Source organism: Nonomuraea ceibae (assembly GCF_019396325.1).
Classification (GTDB): domain Bacteria; phylum Actinomycetota; class Actinomycetes; order Streptosporangiales; family Streptosporangiaceae; genus Nonomuraea; species Nonomuraea ceibae.
In genome coordinates, this window is record NZ_JAHKRO010000086.1 from 20,558 (window position 1) to 39,311 (window position 18,754).

Here is an 18,754-nt window from a genome sequence, read left to right on the forward strand (position 1 = left end):
GCGCCAGGACGTATGTGGATAAAGCGTGACACTGCGGGAGGTGCGTTAGCCGGGCGTGATCCGGGGCACCAAGCGGCCATGAGGCTCGTGGTGATCGGCAATCCGGCCGCAGGCGGCGTCGACGGGCGCACCCGCGCGGCCGTGCTCGACACGCTGGGCGAATCCGCCGACGTGCTCGCCCCCGACCTGCCGGAGCCCGGCGGCGTCGGCGCGATCCTGGCCGAGCACGCCGACCGCGTCCCCGTCGTCCTCGGCGGCGACGGCACCGTGCACGCCGTCGTCGCCGCGCTCCTCGAACGCGGCGAGCTCGGCTCCCGGCCCGTCGGGCTGGTGCCGCTCGGCACCGGCAACGACCTGGCCCGCGCCCTGGGCATCCCGCTCGACCCCCGCGAGGCCGCGCGGGCCGTCCTCCGGGGCCGCGAACGCGCCCTCGACCTGCTCGTCGACGACCGGGGCGGCGTCGTCGTCAACGCCGTCCACGTGGGCGTCGGCGCCCGCGCCTCCGAGCAGGCCGCCGCGCTCAAGCCCCTCCTGCACCGCGCCGCGTACGCCGCCGGGGCCCTCCTGGCCGGGCTGCGCACCAAAGGGTGGCGGCTGCGCGTCCGGGTCGACGGCGGGCTGGTCAGCGACGGGCGGCGGCGCGTGCTGATGGTGGGCGTCGGCAACGGCGTCTCCATCGGCGGCGGCACCCCGCTCGCCCCGCACGCCCGGCCCGACGACGGCCAGGTGGACGTCGTCGTCTCCTACGCCGTCTCGCCGCTGGCGCGGCTGGCGTTCGGGGCGCTGCTGCGGCGCGGCCGGCACCCCGAGCGCGGCGACGTGCTGACCGTGCGGGGGAGCACGGTGACGGTCGAGGGCGAGCCCGCCCCGGCCAACGCCGACGGCGAGCTCTGCTCACCGGCCCCCCACCGCACCTGGACCCTGCGCCCGGCGGCCTGGCGCGTCATCGTCCCGGCCGCCTGACGGCCACGCCTGGGGTCAGGTGCCGGCGCGGGCCAGCTCCCGGTCGGCCTCCTCCTGTACGGCGTCGAGGTCGTCGGCGATCTCGGCGCCCGCCACCGCGTCCGGCAGGTCGTCCTCCATCCGCCGCAACGGCCGGTACCACAGGCCGAGCGCCCCCCACACGACCAGGAGCGCCCCGGTGACGGCCAGCAGCAGCCCGACGCCCCGGCCCGGCCCGACGCCGACCACGTCGCCGACCACGGTCCCGGCCAGCGCCCCGCCGGGCGCCAGCAGCGGCTCGAACAGCTCCGACAGCGGCGGCGCCGTCAGGAACGCCAGCGGCGTCATCGACACCGCCAGCATCTGGTTGGTGGCCAGCACCCGGCCCTGCAGCTCCAGCCCCACCTTGAGCTGGATGATCGACAGCCAGTGCGTGTTGAGCACGCTCAGGAACAGCCACGACATCAGCCCGCCGAACGCCGCCAGCGCCACCGACGGCCGCAGCCCGATGAGCACGATGCCCAGCCCGAACCCGCTGACGAAGCCCACCATGCCGATGGCCCGCCGCTCGGTGCCGTTCCAGAACACCATCACCAGCGCGCCGAGCACCGCGCCCAGGCCCTGCGCCGCCGTCACCGTCCCGACCGCCGTCACGTCGCCGAACGACAGCAGCACGGGCACGGTGATCGCCAGCGCGAGCATGCCCAGGTAGTTCTCCACGACGAAGAACGCGATCATGATCATCAGCGGCCTGCGCCGGACCAGGAACCGCCACCCGCCGGCCACGGCCTGCGTGAACGTCTCCTCCAGCCGATGGAACATCCGGTCCGGGAACCGCACGAGCAGCAGCGTCGCCAGGCCGATCACGAACGTGACGATGTTGACCGCCACCACCCCGTGCACGCCGATCAGCGTGATCAGCGCCGCCCCGGCCAGCGGGGCCAGCAGCATGCCGAGCCCGGTGCCGAGGTTGGCGACCGCGTTGGCCTGCATGAGGTACGGCTTCGGCACGAGCTGGGCGACGGCCGCCAGGTAGGCGGGCCGGTGGAAGGCGGTCACCAGCGACAGCACGCCGGAGACGATGCCGACCTGCCACACCTCCAGCCGCCCCGCCACCAGCAGCGCCACCAGCGCGGTCGTCGCCACCGCCGACACGGCGTCGCACGTCAGCATCACCAGCCGCCGGTCCACCCGGTCGGCGACGGCGCCGCCCAGCGGCGAGGCCAGCAGCGACGGCAGCGTGGCCAGCATCGTGACGAGCGCGTAGTCCGACACGCGCCCGCTCTCCTGGTAGGCCCACACGCCCAGCGCGAACGAGGTGAGCGCGCTGCCCAGCAGCGACGCCGTCTGCCCGACGGCGACCGTGTAGAAGCGGCGCAGGTCCCTGCGCGCCCGCTCGCCCACCACCTCGACATCGGCGACCGGCTCGGGCACCCGCCCGGCCTCCCAGTCGGCCAGGTGCGCGTCCATCAGCTCGGCCAGCCGCGTCGCCTGGTGCTTGAGGAAGTAGTGGCCCGCGCGCGGGATCGTGGCCAGCGCCACCCGCTCCGCGAACGCGCCCCACTCCCGGTAACGCTCCTGGTAGAGCTCCGTGGAGCGGTCACGCTCGCCGATCACGCACAGCACCGGCGCGTTCAGCTTGCGGGCGCCGCCCGCGGCCAGCTCGCCGCTGAACCACGCCTGCGCCTCCTCCACGTCGTGCCGCAGCCCGCGCAGCATGATCGTGGTGTCGCCGGTGTCCTCGTCCAGCGCGCCGAGCGTACGCAGGAAGTCGCGTTGCGAGCGGTCCGACGACCAGCGGTTGGCCGGGAACCTGCGGTTCCACCACGCGGACAGCCGCCCCGGCAGCCGGGCGTCGGGGAAGCTGCCGCCGACGAACAGCCCGGCCACCGGCACCCCGGCCTCCTCCAGCCGCAGCGCCAGCTCCGTGGCCGTCGCCGACCCGACGCAGTGCCCGTACAGGGCCACCGGGCCGGTGGTCAGCGGCGACAGCTCCTCGATCACCCGGCCGACCAGCTCCGGCAGCGTGAGCATGGCCTCGTCGGGCCGCGCCGGGTCGTGGCCGGGCAGCTCGACGGCCAGCACCGCCGTCCCCGGGTGGCGGGCCGCCAGCTCCGTCGCCAGCGGCCCGTACGCGGCGGCCGAACCGCCGCCGTACGGCACGCACAGCACGGTACGGGCCGCCACGGCGGGACCGGCCAGCCGGTGCAGCAGCCCCGGCTCGCCCCCGTCGCCCGAGTCCAGGTGCGCGGCCAGCTCGCGGATCGTCGGCCGGGTGAACAGGTCGATCACCCGCAGCGCCGGGTCGATGTCGCGCACCGCCCGCACCGCCATGAACGAGTCGCCGCCCAGCGCGAAGAAGTCGTCCTCCACGCCCGGGTCCGCCACGCCCAGCACCCGCGCCCACACGGCGGCGATCCGCTCCTCCGTCGCCGTCGCCGGCGCGACCCGCTCACCGGCGGCGGCCGCCTCCGGCATCGGCAGCGCGGCCCGGTTCACCTTGCCGAGCGGGGTGAGCGGCAGCGCGTCCAGCGCCATGATCGCGGGCGGCACCATGTACTCCGGCAGCCGCTCGCGCAGCCCCGCCCGCACCGCGGCCAGGTCCACGTCCGCCGGGGCGATCCAGGCGGCCAGCCGGCGGTTGTGCGCCTCGCCGACCGGCAGCACCGCCGCCTCCAGGACACCCGGCTGGTCGTGCAGCGCCGCCTTGACCTCGCCCAGCTCCACCCGGAAGCCGCGGATCTTCACCTGGTCGTCCACCCGGCCCAGGAACTCGATCATGCCGTCGGCGTTCAGCCGCACCCGATCGCCCGTCCGGTAGCAGCGCGTCGTCCCCGTCACCGGGTCCGGCACGAACCGCTCGGCCGTCAGGTCCGGCCGGCCCAGGTAGCCGCGGGCCAGGCTCGGCCCGCCGATCCACAGGTCGCCCGGCACCCCGGCGGGCAGCGGCCGGCCCGCCGCGTCGACCACGTGACAGTCGACGTTCGCCAGCGGCCTGCCCAGCGGCACGTTCGCCGACCCGGTCGGCGTCTCGGGCGCGGTGCAGCTCAGCACCGACACCACCGTCTCGGTCGGGCCGCAGTGGATCTGCAGCTCCACGCCCGGCCGGGCCGCCCTGACCCGCTCGGCCAGGTCCCACGAGGTGGCCTCGCCCGCCAGGATGAGCAGGTCCGTCGGCAGCATCGCGGCCAGGTCGCCGTGCGCCGCCAGCAGCTCCAGATGGCTCGGCACCATCTTGATCACCTCGACCGGGTGATCGGCCAGGTAGCCGGCGAACGCCTCCGGGTCCGTCGCCGCGTCCTGGTCCAGCAGGTGCACCGTCGTGCCGCTGAGCAGCGCCCCGAACAGGCACGTCATGACCAGGTCGGAGGCCATCGTGGACACCACGCCCCACGACGTGTACGGGCCGCCCACGCGCTCGGCCACCGCCCGCAGGTAGTGCAGCACCGCCCGGTGCTCGACCGCCGCGCCCTTCGGCCGCCCGGTCGAGCCCGAGGTGAACAGCACGTGCGCCAGGTGCTCCGGCGCCACCTCGACGCCCGGCGGCGTCTCCGGCAGGCCGGCGGCGAGCACGTCCTCCAGCACCAGCGCGCCCGGCAGCCGCCCGGCCAGCGCCCGCTCGGCCAGCACCAGCCGCGCCCCGCACGACACCATGTACGCCAGCCGCTCGTCCGGGTAGGCCGGCTCCAGCGGCATGTACGCGGCGCCCGCCTTGAGCACCCCGAGGATCGCCGGGATCAGCGGCCCGTGCCGCTCGGCCAGGATGCCGACCACGTCGTCGGCGCCGACCCCGGCCGCCACCAGGTGGTGCGCGATCCGGTTCGCCTGCCGCTCCACCTCGCCGTACGTCATGGTGCCCGCCGGGTCCGACACCGCGACGGCGTCCGGGGTGCGGGCCGCCCAGTCCTCGAACCACGCGTGCAGCGGCCTGGACAGGTCGAACTCCCGGCGCGGGCCCGCCGCCACCGGCCCGTCCACCGGCTCCAGCGGCACCGCCGCCACCGGGGCGTCCAGGTCCGCGAGCATGCCCTCCAGCAGCGTCACGTACCAGCCCGCCAGCCGGGCCGCCGTGCCCGCGTCGAACAGGTCCGCCCGGTAGGCCAGAGTCCCCCGGTAGCCGCCGTCGCCGGCGTTGGCCAGCGCCAGGTTCAGGTCGTACTTGGCCGTCCGCAGCGGCGGCTCCGACACCTCCACGTCCAGCCCCGGGAAGCGCGGCGGCTCCGGGCGGGAGTCCACCACGTTCAGCACCGCCTGGACGACCGGCGTCGTCGCCAGGTTCCGGTCCGGGTGCAGCTCCTCCACCACGCGCTCGAACTGCGTCTCCCGGTGCGCGAACGCGTCCAGCGCCATGCCGCGCACCCGCGCCAGCAGCTCACGCCCCGTCGGCTCGCCCGACCGGTCGCCCCGCATCACCAGCGTGTTCACGAAGCAGCCCAGCATCCGCTCGGTGTCCGGATGCAGCCTGCCCGCCTCCAGCACGCCCACCGGCACGTCGTCCGTCGCCGACACCCGGCCCAGCAGCTCCTGCCAGGCCGCCAGCAGCACCATGAACGGCGTCGCGCCCGCCTCCCCGGCTGCCGCGCGCACCCGCGCCGCCAGCTCGGGGCCGAGCAGCACCGGCACCTCGCCGCCCGCCCAGTCCGCCACCGTCGGGCGCGGCCGGTCCGTGGGCAGGTCCAGCACCGGCTCCAGGCCCGCCAGCCGCTCCATCCACCAGCTCACGTCCGGCTCGGGCTGCCCGGCGAGCCACTGCGCGTAGTCGCCGTACTGCACCCTCGGCGGCTCCGGCCGCTCGGCCACGCCCAGCGCGGCCGCGTACAGCGCCGCCAGCTCGGCCAGCGCCACGTCCCGCGACCAGGCGTCGAACGCGACGTGGTGCACGGTCAGCAGCAGCACGTGCTCCTCGTCGCCCAGCCGGTACAGCACCGCCCGGGCAGGCGGCTCGGCGTCCAGCGCGAACGGCCGGTACGCCTCCCGCTCCAGCCGCTCCGGCAGCGCCTCCGCCGTCACGTCCTCGGCCGTGACCGGCACCCGGGCGGCGTCCACCACCGTGGTGCGGTCCTGCTCGACCAGCGTGCGCAGCACCTCGTGCCGCTCGGCCAGCTCCCGCACCGCGCCCAGCAGCGCCGCCGGGTCCAGCGGGCCGCGCAGCCGCACGACCGTCGGCACGTTGTACGCGCCCCGGTCGCCCGGCTCGGCGAGCTGCGCCAGGAACCACAGCCGCGCCTGCGCGGGTGACGGCGGCGCCTCCCCGGCACGCACCGGAATCCCCGGCACCGCCCGCGCCACGGCCCTGCGCGCCGCCGCGAGCCGATCCTCGACCCGCCGCCTCCGCCCCTCGGAGGCGCCACCTCCGAAGGGTCCGCCAACCCCGGAGAGGCCCACACCCCCGGAGGGGTCGCGCGCGTCCGTCGAGGGGCCGGTCAACGGGGTGGTCGCCTGTTCGGTCACGGGGCCACCTCCACGTCCGCGTCCAGCAGCTCCTCGACGCCCGCCGCGAAGTCGCCCAGCACCGGCCGCTCGAACAGCAGCCGCACCGGCACCTCCATGGCCAGCGCCTCCCGGAGGCGTCCGGCGACCAGCATGGCGGCCAGCGAGTGACCGCCGAGGGCGAAGAAGTCGTCGTTGACCCCGGCCGCGGCCACCCCGAGCACCGCCTGCCACACCTCGGCGACGAGCAGCTCGGCCTCGGTGGCGGGCGGGACGACGGTGCGGGCGGCGGCGAGGTCGGGCTTGGGCAGCCCGCCCCGGTCGAGCTTGCCGGAGGAGGTGGTGGGCAGCGCGTCGAGCGTCACCCACTGCCGGGGCACCAGGTAGTCGGGCAGCCGTTCGCGCAGGGCGGCCTCGACGGCGCGGGCGTCGCCGCCGACGAGGTAGCCGACGAGGTGGTCCTCGTGCACGGTGACGACGGCGTCGGCGACGAGCTCGCGCAGCGCCGCCTCGATCTCGCCGAGCTCGATGCGGTGGCCGCGCACCTTCACCTGGTGGTCGCGGCGGCCGAGGAAGGACAGGGTGCCGTCGTCGCGCCATCGGGCCAGGTCGCCGGTGCGGTAGCGCCGTTCGCCGGGGGCGAGCGGGTCGTCGGTGAACGCTTCGGACGGCAGCCCCCGGTAGCCGCGGGCGACTCCGGCGCCGCCGATCCACAGCTCGCCGGGCACGCCGGGCGGCACGAGCCGTCCCGCCTGATCGAGCACGTACGCCCGCTCGCCGGGCAGCGGCCCGCCGATGGGCACGCTGTCGCCGGTGACCCGGTCGATCCTGGTCATGGTGGAGTAGACGGTGGTCTCGGTGGGGCCGTAGGAGTTCCACAGTTCGCCGACGCGGGCGACGAGCTCCCCGGCGAGGACGGGGTCGAGCACCTCGCCGATGCTCACGACGCGTACGCGGTCGCCGCCGGTCCATCCGGCGGCGACGAGCATGCGCAGCGTGGTCGGGGTCGCGGTGAGGAGCGTCACGCCGCTCTCGCCGATGCGGCGCGCGACGACATGGCCGTCCACGGCCGACTCCCGGTCGAGCAGTTCGAGCCGGAGCCCGTTGCACAGGCTGACCCACAGGTCGAAGCCGAACACGTCGAAGGAGAACGGCGTCAGCCCGAGCATCACGTCGTCGTCGCGGACGCCGGGCACGGCCCGCATCGCGCGGACGAACGCCGACAGGTTGCCGTGCGTGACCTCGACGCCCTTGGGGCGGCCGGTGGAGCCGGAGGTGTAGAGCACGTACGCGGTCGTCTCCGGCGTGGCGGCGACCTCGGTGAACCCGGCATCGGGCAGGTCGGCATCGGGCAGGTCGGCCAGGTCGACGACGACCGCGCCGGTGGACTCGGCGAGGCCGCGCGCCACGGCGACGGTGTCGCCGGCGGCCAGCACCACGCGGGCACCGGAGTCGGCGAGCTGGCGGCGCAGCCGTTCGGCCGGGTGGTCGGGCTCCAGCGGCACGTACGCCGCCCCGGCCCGCGCGACGCCGGCGAGGGCGGCGGGCAGCCACCGGTCGCGCGGCAGGCACACCCCGGCGACGCGCTCGGCCTCGCCGTCGAAGGCGCGGGTGAGTGCCGCGGCGACGCGGGCGGAGGCGTCCGCCAGCTCGGCGTACGTGAGCGAGCCGGTCCCGTCGGCGACCGCCACCCGGGCGGGGTGCAGGCGGGCCTGTTCCAGCAGCTCATGGACGACGGTCGGGTGCTGGGCGGCGGGCAGGGGCGCGCCGGTGCCCCAGTGCAGCAGCGTCGCCCGTTCCTCGGCGGTGACGAGCTCGAACGCCGACAGCGGCTGGTCCGGCCCGGCGACCGCGGCCTCCAGCAGCCGCATCAGCCGGTCGGAGAACGCCTCGGCCTCCTCCCGCTCGAACAGGTCGACGTCGTACTCGATCTGGATCTCGACCCCCTCGGCGGTGGTGTTGACGAACAGCGTGTACGGGGCCTGGGCGCCGCCGCCGCTCAGCTCGCCGAGGAGCTCGACCTGGAGGCCGCCGCCCGTGAGCCGCACCGGGACGGCGGGCGGCTGGTAGGACATGACGACGGGCGTGAGCATGGTGCCGCGCGGCCGTTCGATGCCGGAGACGGCCAGGCGTTCCTCGGGCGCGAGCCCCACGTGGTCGAGCGAGCGGGTGGTGGCGGCGGCCGCCTGCACGACGGCGCGCCGCACGGTCAGCTCGCCGTCGAGGCGCAGCCGTACGGGCAGCACGTCGACGAGCGGGCCGACGAGCCCTTCCAGCTCGGGGTGGGCGCGGTCGGCGACGGCGGCGCCGAGGAGCACGTCGGGCCGGTCGGTCTGGGCGGCGACGAGCAGCCCGAGCACGGTGAAGTAGACGGCGAACGGCGTGGTGCCGGTGGAGGCGGCGAGCTCGCCCACGCGGGCGGCCGTCGCGGGCGGCACCTCGCGCAGCAGGCGCGTGCCGCGGAACCGGCTCGGCCCCGACTGGGCGCGGGCCGACAGGTCGTACGGGGGCGCGGCGCCGGCCAGTTCCTCGGCCCAGAAGGCGCGCAGCCGCCCGATCCGGTCGGGGTCGGCGGCCAGTTCGCGTTCCAGCAGGGCCACGTCGCCCACCTGGACGGGCTGCTCGGCCACGGTGCCGGTCAGCGCGGCCATCAGGGTGGCGTTGGACCAGCCGTCGTAGGCGGTGTGGTCGGTGACGACGATCAGCTCGGCGCTGCGCTCGTCGAGCCAGAGCAGGGCGGCCCGCAGCAGCGGCACGTCGGCGTACAGGTCGAAGCCGTGCACGGCCAGGCGTTCGGCGAGGCCGGGGGAGTAGGGGTGCTCCTCCAGCGGCACCGGCGCGGGCGGCCGCACCTCGGCCATCGGCTCGCCGTTGTCGCCGATGACGGTGACCGAGCGCAGCACCTCGTGCTCGCGGACGAGGGCGTCCAGCGCGGCCCGCACCGGCTCGGCCGACTCCAGCCCGGTCAGGCGCAGCCGGAAGGCGAGCGTGGTGGCGTTGGCCGTCCGGCTCACCTCGCGCAGCAGCCACATGCCGTGCTGGGCGGCGGTGAGCGGGTAGCGGTCGCGGCCGGCGTGATGGGACAGCCTCGGGCCGGGGGCGCCGTCGCCGATCTGCACGAGCGGGGCCAGCTCGGCGATCGTCGGCCGCCCCAGGAACGTGGTCAGCGCCACCCGGGCGCCCAGCTCGCGCTCGATGACCGCGCAGATCCGGGCCGCCGCCAGCGAGTGGCCGCCGAGGTCGATGAAGTGGTGGTGGATGCCCACCCGGTCGACGCCGAGCACCTCGCCGACGATCGCGGCCAGCCGCCGCTCGACGTCGTCGCGGGGCTCGACGTACGGGCCGAGCTCGGGGGCGAACTCCAGCGCGGGCAGCGCGGCCCGGTCCACCTTGCCGGTGGGGCCGAGCGGGATCCGCTGCATGATCGCGATCCGGGACGGCACCATGTAGTCGGGCAGCCGTTCCCGCATCCACGCGCGCAGCTCCGCCTCGGCGGGCTCCTGGCCGGGGGCGGGCTCGACGTAGGCGACCAGGCGGCGCACGTCTCGCGCGTCGGTCCGGGTGAGCACGACCGCGTGGTTGACGCCGGGGTAGCGGGTCAGCGTGCCCTGCACCTCGCCCAGCTCGACGCGGAAGCCGGCCACCTTGACCTGGTCGTCGTTGCGGCCCGCGTAGTGGCAGACGCCGTTCTCGCGGCGGACCAGGTCGCCGGTGCGGTAGTGCCGTACGCCGTCGTCGTCGGTGACGAACCGCTCGGCGGTGAGCTCGGGCCGGTTCAGGTAGCCGCGGCCGACCAGCGGCCCGGCCACCCACAGCTCGCCGACCTCGCCGTCCGGCAGCGGGCGGCCCTCGGCGTCGCGCACGCTCAGCAGCGAGCCGGCGTAGGCGGTGCCGATGGGCGGCTCGTCCTCGCCGTCGCGGTACACCTCGGAGGACGTGCAGGTCACCGTGCACTCGGTGGGTCCGTATACGTTTACGATCCGGCGAACGCCAGGGTTGGCGTAGATGCGATCGGCCAGCGCCCTGGTGAACGGCTCGCCGCCGGCGATCACCATCCGCACCCCGGCGGGCAGCGGCTCGTTCAGCAGCGCGACCAGCGCCGACGGCGCGCCGTACACGGTCGTCACCTCGTCGCGGGCGGGCAGGGCCGACAGCGCCAGCAGGTTGTCGGCCACGATCACGGTGCCGCCGCAGACCAGCGGCAGGAACATCTGCGTCACCGACGGGTCGAAGCACACCGAGGTGGCGAACAGCATCCCGCCGAGCTCGCCCGCGTAGACGTCCGCCTCGTGGCGCAGCAGCGCCATGGCGTTGCCGTGCTCGATGACCACGCCCTTGGGCCGCCCGGTCGAGCCCGAGGTGTAGATCACGTACGCGGCGTCGGACGGGCCGCCGGCCACCGGCTCGTACGGGAGGTCCCCGGTCAGGGACTCCACGAGCAGCGCCTCGGCCCCCGACGCGCGCAGCACGGCCTCCTGCCGCCGCGCCACCGGCTCGGAGGTGATGAGCTGGGCCATGCCCGCGTCGGCGGCGATGAACTCCAGCCGGTCGGCCGGGTAGGCCGGGTCGAGCGGCACGTAGGCCGCGCCCGCCTTCCACACGCCCAGCAGGGCGGCGATCAGGGACTCGTCCCTGTCGAGGCAGACGCCCACGGAGTCGCCCGGGCCCGCTCCCCGGCTGCGTAACTCCCCGGCTATCCGCTCGGCGCGGGCGTCGAGCTCTTCGTACGTCATGCGAGTCGTGCCCGCCACCACGGCGATGCGATCGGGGGTGCGCCGCACCTGTTCCGCAAAGGCCTCGTGAACGCGGTCGTTGTCGAGGTTGCTGCCAACCACCAAGGTTCTCCCAGTCAGGTCGGATCGTTCGCCGGAAAGAGTCGCATGGTCGACGGCGACGGCGGGAAAATGACAGGCTTCGTTACCATAACGATGATCGTGACGATTTGTGCGCGAAAAGCCTCGGATGGTAACGCCTCTGGCGGCAGCCCGCCCGATGCTTCAGAGTGGGGGACGTGTCCTCGATGGAGCTGCCGCTCTACATGCGGCGCACAGAGCTGGATCCCGCCCCCGAGCTGGGCGCCTTCCGCGAAGAGCAGGGGGTGGCCCGCGTCCGGACCCCGTTCGGCGCCGAAGCCTGGCTCGTCACCCGCCACGCCGACGTGCGCGCCGTCCTCGGCGACGCCGAACGGTTCGCCATCGCCCGCCGCGGCATCACCGAGCTGCCCGGCGCGCCCAAACTGACCGCCGAGCAACTGGCCGAGACCCGCGCCGGCAACCTGCTGGCCACCGACCCGCCCGAGCACACGCGGCTGCGCCGCATGCTGACCGGCGAGTTCACGCTGCGCCGGATGCGCCGCCTGGAACCGCGCATCACCCGCATCGTCGAGGACCACCTCGACGCGATGGAGCGCGCCGGCTCGCCCGCCGACCTGGTGCCCGCGTTCGCGCTGCCGATCCCGTCCCTGGTGATCTGCGAGCTGCTCGGCGTCCCGTACGACGACCGCGAGGGCTTCCAGCACCGCACCGGCCGCATGCTCGACATGTCCATCCCCGTCCCCGAGCGCGTCGCCCTGCAGCTGGAGTCGCGCGCCTACATGGCCGAGCTCGTCGCCCGCAACCGGGCCGAGCCGGGCGAGGAACTGCTCGGCATGCTGGTGCGCGAGCACGGCGACGACCTCACCGACCCCGAGCTGATCGGCATCGGCAGCCTGCTCCTGCTGGCCGGGCACGAGACCACCTCCAACATGCTCTCCCTCGGCACGCTCGCCCTGCTGCGCCACCCCGAGCAGCTGGAGCTGCTGCGCAAGGAGCCGGAGCGGATCGACGCCGCCGTGGAGGAGCTGCTGCGCTGGCTCAGCATCGTGCACTCAGGCACGTTCAAGATCACCACCACCGAGGTGGAGCTGGGCGGCCACACGATCGGCCCCGGCGAGATCGTGGCCTGCGCCCTCCCGGCCGCCAACCGCGACCCGGCGCTGCTGCCCGACGCCCACCTGCTCGACATCACCCGGGGCGAGCCCGGCCACGTCGCGTTCGGCCACGGCGTGCACCACTGCCTCGGCGCGCCGCTGGCCCGGATGGAGATGCGCATCGCCTTCCCTGCCCTGCTGCGGCGCTTCCCCGACCTGCGGGTGACCGACCGCGAGCCGCAGTTCCGCTCCTTCCACATCGTGTACGGGCTGACGTCGCTGGAGGTGGCCTGGTAGCCGGGACGCGTCACAAGGACGGCTTCACCAGGACGGCGGGGTTCCCGGACGGCGGGTCAGGACGGACGGCGCGAGCGCGCGGTCGCCAGCCCGGCGAGCCCGGTGGCGGCCAGCCCGATCAGCAGGGCCACGAACGCGCCGCCGAGCCCGTTGCCGGTGCCGATGCCGCCGTCGGAGGTGACCACGACGACCACGGCGACCGCTGTCCCGGCCAGGCCCAGCACCACACCGGCCCGCGCGCCCCGGCCGGTGCGGCGGGCCAGGGCGCGCCCGCCGAGCGCGGCGCCCGCCAGCCCCGCGAGCGCGGCCACGAGGGAGCCGATCCGGCCCGCGCTCAGCGTGTACGCGGTGACGGGGTCGGGCTGGGCGGCCGCGACCAGGTGGGCGGCGTCGAGGAGTGGCATGACTGCTCCTTCGGTGAATGGACGTCACCCGATCATGTCGCCGGGCCCGTCCGCCGGTCGTCCGCCCGGCGTCGGCACTTCACGCTGCCGCCGGCGACGCAGCCGCCTGCCGCGCCTCCGGCAGGAGCCGCGGATCTACCGCGCTCGTGGTAGCCGCCCGCTCGTCCGCGCGCAGGAGTCGCCCGCGCCCCCGTCCGGCTAGGGTGCGCCCATGAGCGCAGCATGGGCCAGGGTCACGGCCTGGGTCAGGGCCAGAACCAGGGCCACGGGCACGGCCGGGATCACGGTCGGGGACTGGGTGATCGCCGTCTGTGTTGCGGCGGCGCTGCTGGTCACGGGCCTGTCCGGACAGCCTGCCGGCACCGGCCCCGCCGTGGCCGGCTACGCGCTGCTGGCGACCGGCGGGCTCGCGCTGGCCGTGCGCCGCCGCGTCCCGGTCGCCGTGCTGGCCGTCACCGGGGCGTGCGCGGCCGGCTACCAGGCGGCCGGGTTCGACGTGCCCGCCGTCGCGTACCTGTTCGCCGTCTACGCCGCCGTGCGGGCGGGGCGCCGCGCCGTCACCGTCGGCGTGAGCGTGCTCGTGCTGGCGGCGATGCCCCTGGCAGCCCTGGCGTCCGGCCTGCACGACACGGGCGAGGCGTTCGCGCAGGCCAGGGGCGCGCTGGAGCTGGCCTGGCTGGTCGCCGCCGGGGCGGCCGGTGAGGCGCTGCGGCAGGCCGAGCGGCGGGCGGAGGAGGCCGAGCGCACCCGCGAGGAGACCGCGCGCCGCCGCGCCGACGAGGAGCGGCTGCACATCGCCCGCGAGCTGCACGACTCACTCACCCACCAGATCTCGATCATCAAGGTGCAGGCCGAGGTCGCCGTGCACGTCGCCCGCAAGCGCGGCGAGCGGGTGCCCGAGGCGCTGCTGGCGATCCAGGAGGCCGGACGGGAGGCGAGCCGCGAGCTGCGCGCCACCCTGGAGGCGCTGCGCGACGACGACACGGCCCCGCCACGCGGCCTCGACCACGTCCCCGACCTGGTCGAACGCGCCCGCACCATCGGTCTCGACGCCACGCTGACCATCGAGGGGCGGCGGCAGGACGTGCCCGCCGCGGTGAGCCGCACCGTCTACCGGATCGTGCAGGAGTCGCTCACCAACGTCGCCAGGCACGCCGCCGCCGGCAGCGCGTCCGTCCGCATCGACTGCGGCCCCGACGCCGTCGACGTGCGCGTCGAGGACGACGGCCAGGCCAGGCCCGGCGCCGCCCCGGTGCCCGGCGTCGGGCTGCTCGGGATGCGCGAGCGCGTCACCGCCCTGGGCGGCCGGCTGCGCGCCGAGCCGCGCGGCGAGGGCGGCTTCGCCGTGCAGGCCGTGCTCCCCCTGATCCCCGCGGACCGGGCGTCGTGATCCGCGTCCTGCTGGTCGACGACCAGCCGCTCATCCGCAGCGGGTTCCGCGCGCTGCTCGACCTGGAGGACGACATCGACGTCGTGGCCGAGGCCGGCGACGGCCTGGCGGGCGTGGCGCTGGCCCGCGAGCACCTGCCCGACGTCGCGCTCGTCGACATCCAGATGCCCGTCGCCGACGGCGTCGAGGCGACCCGGCGGATCGCCGCCGACCCGGCGCTGGCCGGGGTGCACGTCGTCATCCTGACCAACTACGGCTTCGACGAGTACGTCTTCGACGCGCTGCGCGCCGGGGCGGCCGGGTTCCTCGTCAAGGACATCGTGCCCGAGGACCTGCTGCACGCCGTCCGCGTCGCGGCCCGCGGCGAGGCGCTGCTCGCGCCGTCGATCACCCGCAAGCTCATCGACCGCTACGTCACCCAGGCGCCGCCCGGCACCGGCACCGGGCTGCAGGAGCTGACCAACCGCGAGCGCGAGGCCGTGGCCCTGGTCGCCCGCGGCCTGTCCAACGACCAGATCGCCCAGCACATGGTGATCAGCCCGATGACCGCCAAGACGCACGTCAACCGGGCCATGACCAAGCTCCGCGCCCGCGACCGCGCCCAGCTCGTCGTCCTCGCCTACGAGTCCGGCCTGGTGACCCCGGGCACGGGATCCACCGGGCAGTTGTAACGTACTGCGCCATGGGGACACGGGAGGGGGAGAGCCCTGATCTCATGACGGGTCAGGGCCCGGCGGGCGCGCCCTGGCAGGCGCCCACCGACGTCGAGCAACGCCTGTACGAGGCCAAGACGCGCGGCGACTGGGCCGCGTACTTCGACGTGCTGGCCGGCGCGCACCTCTACCACGCGATGCCGCGCGCCCGCGCCGACGCGCGGCCCGGCTGGGTCACCTACGCGCCCACGCGCGTGGGCGGCACCAAGTACCTGGTGTTCCTCACCGAGGGGGTGCTGCCCGCGCCCGTGGCCGACCCGGTCTTCTTCCGCGACGACCTGGGCGAGCTCGCCCGCAACTGGCCGCGTGACGACGAGTGGCTGGCGATCGACCCCGGCACCCCCTGCGAGGCGTACTTCCCCGCGACCGCCGCCCACCGGCGGACCTGGCTCCAGCACACCGCCCGGGTGGCCTACCCGCCCCGGGGCGAGCTGCGCACGCTGCGCGCCGGCGGCCCGCTGCACGGCCCGGTCGCCCACGGCCTGGCCTGCGGGGCGCTGCTCTGCGTCGCCAACGCCTCGCTGTGGAACGCGATGGGCTGGCACGGCACCGGCTACGTCCGCGAGCGCAAACGCCTGAAGGAGTGGTGGGGCATCACCAGCCGCGAGGAATGGCTGAGCGCCCAGGAGGACCTGCTCGAAGGCCGGATGAGCAGCTCTTTCTGGCAGCTCGTGCTGCGCGTCCGCAGCGCGCTCGCCCTCGACTACGGCGGCGCGGTCGAGGTGGACCACTGGCGCCAGGTGACCGACCGCTACCTGCGCGAGCACGCCGAGCCGGCGGCCCAGGCGGCCCAGGTGTCCGGGGCGCAACGGCTCATCGGGCGCATCACCCGCTACGAGGCGCGCTTCCGCGCGGACGGCCTGCTCCCCGAGGGCGGGTTCGTCCGCACGGTCGAGGCGTGGGACTACGGGCGCGCCTCGAAGATGGCCCGCTGGGGGCTCGGCGCCCGCTTCTGCGACCTGGCCGAGGCCGAGCGGGCGGTCGTGCGCGCCGGACGGCTCAGCCGGATCACGTACCGGTCCTGGGAGGAGTTCTCCGCCGCCTACATCCTGGGCCGCTGCCTCCACTTCGACGGGGAGGAGTTCGGCGCCTGGTACGCCGACATGCTCCACGCCCACCGCGTCCTGACCACCGACCCGGGCAGCCCCTGGCGCAACATCCCGTTCGCCTAGACGCCGAACGTCCGGCTGTCGACCGTCCACCCGGCGGCCCGGTCGCTCAGCGTCAGGCCGAGGCCGGGCCGGTCGGGCACCAGCATGCGGCCGTCGCGGATCTCCAGCCGCTCCTCGAACAGCGGCTCCAGCCACTCGAAGTGCTCCACCCACGGCTCCAGGCCGTACGCGGCGGCCAGGTGCAGGTGGATCTCCATGGCGAAGTGCGGGGCGAGCTGCAGCCGGTGGTGCTCGGCCAGCGCCGCCAGCCGCAGGAACGGGGTGATGCCGCCCACCCGGGGCGCGTCCGGCTGCAGGACGTCCGCGCCGCCCGCCCGGATCAGCTCGGCGTGCTCGGCGACGCTGGTCAGCATCTCGCCGGTGGCGATCGGCGTGTCGAGCGCGGCGGCGAGCGCGGCGTGACCGGCGTGGTCGTGGGCGTCGAGCGGCTCCTCGATCCACACCAGGCCGTACTCCTCCAGCGCGCGGCCCATCCGCGCCGCCGCCGGGCGGTCCCACTGCTGGTTGGCGTCCACCATGAGCGGCACGCCGTCGCCCAGGTGGGCGCGCACCGCCCGGACCCTGGCCAGGTCGGCGCGGGTGTCGGGCTGGCCCACCTTGATCTTGACGCCGCCGATGCCGCGCTCCAGCGCCGCCGAGGCGTTCTCCAGCACCTGCTCGATCGGCGCGTGCAGGAACCCGCCCGAGGTGTTGTAGCAGCGCACCGAGTCGCGGTGCGCGCCCAGCAGCTTGGCCAGCGGCAGGCCCGCCCGCCTGGCCTTCAGGTCCCACAGCGCGATGTCGAACGCGGCGATCGCCTGCACCGCCAGCCCGCCCCGGCCCACCGACGCCCCCGCCCAGGCCAGCTTCTCCCACAGCCGCGCGATGTCGTTGGCGTCCTCGCCCAGCAGCTCGGGGGCCAGCTCGCGGGCGTGCGCGTACTGGCCGGGGCCGCCGGCCCGCTTGGAGTAGCAGAACCCCAGGCCCTCGTGCCCGCCCTCGGTGGTGATCTCCGCGAACAGGAACGCGACCTCGGTCATCGGCCGCTGCCGCCCGGTGAGCACCTTGGCGTCGCTGACCGGGGTGCTCAGCGGCAGAAGGACAGAAGACAGGCGAATGGCGGCGATCTTGTCCAGGGGGTTCGTCATGGGGACATCATGCCCGGGGGGTGATCGGGAAGTTGTGCCGGAACACGTTGCGCGGGTCGTACACCGCCTTGATCCGCCGCAGCCGCTCCAGCGTCTCCGGCGGGAACGCCCTGGCCAGCACCTCCTCACCGGTGCGCGTCTCGAAGCTCAGGTAGACGGCCTGCGCGCCGACGCCCTCCCAGGCGTCGCCCGCGCCCATGACGGCGCTCACCGAGAAGTTCTGCGTGCGGTGCGCGTACGCGGTCGCGCCGGCCGGGGTGTCGTTGACCGCGCCGCCGACCGAGCGCACCTGCAGCATGTGGGCGTCGCCGGTCGCGAACAGCGCCGCCAGCCGCCCCGCGAGCCCGGCGTCCAGGTGGTCGGCCAGCGCCGAGCGGCTGCGCAGGGCCGCCTGGCCGGTGTGCCGGTTGTGGTGCGGCGCGACCAGCGCCGCGTACGGGACGAGCTGCGCCTGCTGCTGCAGCACCGGCCCCGCCCCCAGGAACGGCTCCAGCGCGCCGACCGCCGCGTCGGCGTCGTCGCCCGCCCACACCGCCAGCGTCTGCGCCATCACCGACCCGGCGCCCCCGCCGGGGAAGACCGTCAGGAACGGCGTCAGCTCGCGCGGGCTGTCCTCCACCAGGCGGCCCCACCGCTCCAGGAAGCCCGCCAGGTCCGCCGCGTCGTGCACGAACACGCCGAGGACCACGTCGCCCAGCTCGGCGGCCTCGATGTCGAAGGAGGTGACGACGCCCATGTTGCCGCCCGCGCCGCGCAACGCCCACAGCAGGTCCGGGTGCTCGTCCGGGCCTGCGCGCACGATCCGGCCGTCGGCCAGCACCACCTCGGCGCCCACCACGTGGTCGATCGTCAGCCCGTACGAGCGCGCCAGGAAGCCCTGGCCGCCCGTGGTGGCGAGCCCGCCGACGCCCACGTCGCCGTAGTCGCCCGAGCTGATCGCCAGCCCGTGCGGCGCCAGCGCCCGCGCCACGTCGCCCCAGCGGGCGCCCGCGCCCACCCGCACCAGCCGCCGCCCCCGGTCGAGCACCTCGACGCCGTCCAGCGCGCCCACGTCGACGACGATCCCGCCGTCGTTGGTGGAGCGCCCGCTGATGCCGTGGCCGCCGCTGCGCACCGCGAGCGGCACGTCCTGGCCGATCGCGTACGTGAGCGCCTCGCTCACCTGGCCGGCCGTCGCGGGCCGCAGCACCAGGCCGGGCGAGCCGGCCCACACGTAGGACGAGCGCACGCCCGCGTAGGCGGGGTCGCCCGGCTCCACCGCCGAGCCGGCCAGCGAGGCGGGCACCGCGTCGTAGTCGATCCCGGGCCTGCGCAGCTCGACGGCCCGCCCGCCCCGGCGGGAGCCGCCGCCGCCCGCGCCGCCAGATCGGA

Annotated in this window: 10 protein-coding genes; 5 read left to right on the forward strand and 5 right to left on the reverse strand. The window is 75.6% G+C overall.

Features of this window, described 5'->3' with window-relative positions; translation table 11 throughout:
• Window positions 1–78 precede the first annotated feature (78 nt).
• A complete protein-coding gene (locus tag KME80_RS36180; RefSeq protein ID WP_219511555.1) occupies window positions 79–963 on the forward strand; it encodes a diacylglycerol/lipid kinase family protein in 885 nt (294 codons plus the stop codon).
• A gap of 15 nt (window positions 964–978) precedes the next feature.
• Here the strand turns inward: KME80_RS36180 and KME80_RS36185 are convergent, their stop codons facing one another.
• Together KME80_RS36185 and KME80_RS36190 are read right to left on the reverse strand one after the other, a co-directional pair.
• Window positions 979–6,393, reverse strand: a complete 5,415-nt coding sequence (locus tag KME80_RS36185; RefSeq protein ID WP_219511556.1) for a non-ribosomal peptide synthetase/MFS transporter — start codon at window positions 6,391–6,393, stop codon at window positions 979–981.
• Window positions 6,390–11,207, reverse strand: a complete 4,818-nt coding sequence (locus KME80_RS36190; RefSeq protein WP_219511557.1) for a non-ribosomal peptide synthetase — start codon at window positions 11,205–11,207, stop codon at window positions 6,390–6,392. Before KME80_RS36190 ends, KME80_RS36185 begins: the two co-directional genes overlap by 4 nt.
• A 185-nt stretch (window positions 11,208–11,392) precedes the next feature.
• Between KME80_RS36190 and KME80_RS36195 the strand changes: the two genes are divergently transcribed.
• On the forward strand, window positions 11,393–12,577 hold the full coding sequence (locus tag KME80_RS36195; RefSeq protein WP_246646343.1) for a cytochrome P450: 1,185 nt from the start codon (window positions 11,393–11,395) through the stop codon (window positions 12,575–12,577).
• A gap of 56 nt (window positions 12,578–12,633) precedes the next feature.
• On the opposite strand, the gene KME80_RS36200 is transcribed toward KME80_RS36195, so the two are convergent.
• A complete protein-coding gene (locus tag KME80_RS36200) occupies window positions 12,634–12,981 on the reverse strand; it encodes a DUF6223 family protein (protein ID WP_219511558.1) in 348 nt (115 codons plus the stop codon).
• Between the two features lie 211 nt (window positions 12,982–13,192).
• On the opposite strand from KME80_RS36200, the gene KME80_RS36205 reads away from it, so the two are divergent.
• From KME80_RS36205 to KME80_RS36215, 3 genes are read left to right on the forward strand one after another with little or no spacing between them, the layout of a single operon-like run.
• On the forward strand, window positions 13,193–14,371 hold the full coding sequence (locus tag KME80_RS36205) for a sensor histidine kinase (protein WP_219511559.1): 1,179 nt from the start codon (window positions 13,193–13,195) through the stop codon (window positions 14,369–14,371).
• Complete coding sequence (locus KME80_RS36210; protein ID WP_219511560.1) at window positions 14,368–15,042, forward strand: response regulator; 675 nt, start codon at window positions 14,368–14,370, stop codon at window positions 15,040–15,042. Before KME80_RS36205 ends, KME80_RS36210 begins: the two co-directional genes overlap by 4 nt.
• An 11-nt stretch (window positions 15,043–15,053) precedes the next feature.
• Window positions 15,054–16,256, forward strand: a complete 1,203-nt coding sequence (locus tag KME80_RS36215) for a DUF1266 domain-containing protein (RefSeq protein WP_219511561.1) — start codon at window positions 15,054–15,056, stop codon at window positions 16,254–16,256.
• Here KME80_RS36215 and KME80_RS36220 read toward each other — a convergent pair.
• Window positions 16,253–17,383 (reverse strand): L-talarate/galactarate dehydratase, encoded by a 1,131-nt coding sequence (locus KME80_RS36220; protein ID WP_219511562.1) that lies wholly within the window; start codon window positions 17,381–17,383, stop codon window positions 16,253–16,255. The two genes, KME80_RS36215 and KME80_RS36220, sit on opposite strands and share 4 nt — an antisense overlap.
• 7 nt (window positions 17,384–17,390) lie before the next feature.
• Window positions 17,391–18,754 (reverse strand): FAD-binding oxidoreductase (locus KME80_RS36225; RefSeq protein WP_219511563.1); only part of this gene is annotated, 1,364 nt, incomplete at its 5' end.